Raw genomic sequence first — 2,277 nt, 5'->3', positions numbered from 1 at the left:
TGCCCTGACTCCGAGTTTCGCGGGATTTCTCCGTAGATATTGAAGATTGTTTATGATGTTCCCAAGTGAGCGATCGCGACTTGGGTGATGGGTCGATTTCATTTTCCCGCATGGTTAAAAAGTTGTGGGATGGGTGTCCAGGAAGGATAAATATAGTAATTACTTTGTTTGGGTTGTCACCCCTGGGATTATGAAGGTACGATCGCTTGCCCTGACGGAAGAGGTTCACGGGTACTCTCCGTATGTATCCCATGATTATTTAGGGACTTCCAAATTGAGCGATCGCTACTTGGGTGATGAGTCAATTTCATTTCCCCGCATGGTTAAAAAGTTGTGGGATGGGTGTCCAGGGAGAATAAATATAGTAATTGTTTTGTTTGGGTTGCCACCCCTGGGAATATGAAAGTGCGATCGCTCTCCCCAATTCCTAAAACTCCGGTAAAAAAAGCTCCCGACTTTGCCCTGCATAATGGCGATAAATAATCTCTGGCGAATTACCCACCATCGTTGCAACATCCTTTACATCCACCCCATTCTTTAACGCCATCGTAATAAAGGTATGCCGAGTTTGGTATAGATTCCGGTACTCAACGCTATCAAGTGTTTTAAGCACAGTTTTCCAAGCTCGTTTACTGAGGTTATGTACATCTATCCAGTTTCCTTCGGGTGAGGGAAACACCTTAGTTTCACCCGACACATCAACGGGTTGGATGGATTTCAACAACCCAGCCAAACGATTATTAATTGGAAACACTCGCTTCTTCTGAGTCTTCAAGCCTGGTTTGCAAATCAACCCAGACAGTGAAAGCACCACAGCTTGTTCTAGCCGAATAATTGTAAAGTCGCTGGCAATGTGCTTCCACTGTAAAGCTACAGCTTCCGATGGTCTACAACCCGTGATAAATAAAAATTCGATTAATGGTGCATAGTGCTTGTAATAGCGGTTTTCTTTGAATGCTTGGATAATGCGATCGCGTTCGGACACACTAAACGGATTTATATCTGTCTCCTCAAAGTTTCCCTTCGGTACTTTAATATCACTCGCCATATCCTCAAATGGGTTATCCTCAATTAACTGAGATTTCACTGCCCAATTACAACAAGCCGAAAATTGAGTCAGGGTTTTTTTTGCAGATAGGGGGCTTTTATTTGCAATTAACCAATCCCGGATAGCCACAGCTTTATCTAAAGTTTTTATTGGGAGAAAGACGTTGATACAACGATAAATGCTCTTGTAACCCTTTGCCAAAGTGCTGGGAGATAAACTCGATCGCTTATATTCGGTATAACTGTCCCACAAATCTGCCAGGGATGCTCCAGTCTCAACAACTGGTGTAAGTGATGGTGTAAAGATAATTTGTTCAGACTGTGGCTTGTACTTCCCCAAAGTGATATCAAAATTATTGCAGAGAATATCCAACTCAATTTGCCTAGCCTTCATTTCCGCCAGTTTGCGGTTAGCTTTGGTATCGGGAAACCCAGTTGAAAGATAATGGCGTTTACCCCCAAAACTGAAAACTAGTTGCAAGCGATCGTTCGAGATTTTGATTTGAACGGTTCCTTTAGAGGCTTTATGCTGGGAAACCAAATTTGACTCCTAAATAATCACAAACAAGGAAGCAGGGAAGTTGCAAGCGAGTTTTCCCTGTGAACCTTCTTTCTCATTGGAATCAGTGCGCTCTGATTTACCCCAACTTTACCCCAATAAATTGTCTAAACTCGTCCAAAAATGTCCAACGTCGGCATCTTCTTACACCAAATCCACAACTCGGAAATGGCTGAAATGAGACTTTGGGTCAAACAATAAACCCCTGGAAGTCTTGCTTCGCAGGGGTTTTGGAGGGGATGGGTGACCTGGGACTCGAACCCAAAACCAGCAGATTAAGAGTCTAAATCGCCATCGAGGCAGAATACATCATCTTCATCCGTGTACTGAGAATGGTCAAACGTTGGGGATGATGGTTCGATGATCGGGGGTCGCGGTCGCGAAGTGTTTGCGATCGCTTTATTGTGGGCTGCGAGCATTTGCTTTTGAGATATCCAATGATGGTAAACCCGTGAGTGTATTTCTACCGAGTGACCCATCATTCGAGCTGCCCAACTAATGTCCAATTCAAATATCAAGGTGCGTATCGCCCAGGCGTGACGCATGTCCTTCAACGTAAAAGGTAAATTCATCCCTTTAAAATACCTTGCTCCTTCCGCTTCTAAAAATCTAGGTAAACCTAGTAAAGTCCACGGTGTAACTTTAAGCAATCTTTTCTAGTGTCTTGCGAC

Annotated in this window: 3 protein-coding genes; all 3 read right to left on the bottom strand. The window is 43.6% G+C overall.

Features of this window, described 5'->3' with window-relative positions:
- Positions 1-253, bottom strand: a 253-nt coding sequence (locus CK510_RS31325; RefSeq protein WP_143289508.1) for a hypothetical protein, incomplete at its 3' end; no start/stop codon positions are given.
- A 174-nt stretch (positions 254-427) separates the two neighbouring features.
- Entirely contained in the window at positions 428-1,588 is a 1,161-nt protein-coding gene (locus tag CK510_RS29530; RefSeq protein WP_095725005.1) for an Arm DNA-binding domain-containing protein, read from the bottom strand.
- Between the two features lie 293 nt (positions 1,589-1,881).
- Positions 1,882-2,256 (bottom strand): site-specific integrase, encoded by a 375-nt coding sequence (locus CK510_RS29525; RefSeq protein ID WP_095725004.1) that lies wholly within the window; start codon positions 2,254-2,256, stop codon positions 1,882-1,884.
- Positions 2,257-2,277 lie beyond the last annotated feature (21 nt).

The sequence above is a fragment of the Brunnivagina elsteri CCALA 953 genome (assembly GCF_002289455.1).
GTDB lineage: Bacteria > Cyanobacteriota > Cyanobacteriia > Cyanobacteriales > Nostocaceae > Brunnivagina > Brunnivagina elsteri.
Note: the sequence above shows the minus strand (reverse complement) of the source record. Positions and strands in the feature narration are given on the sequence as shown.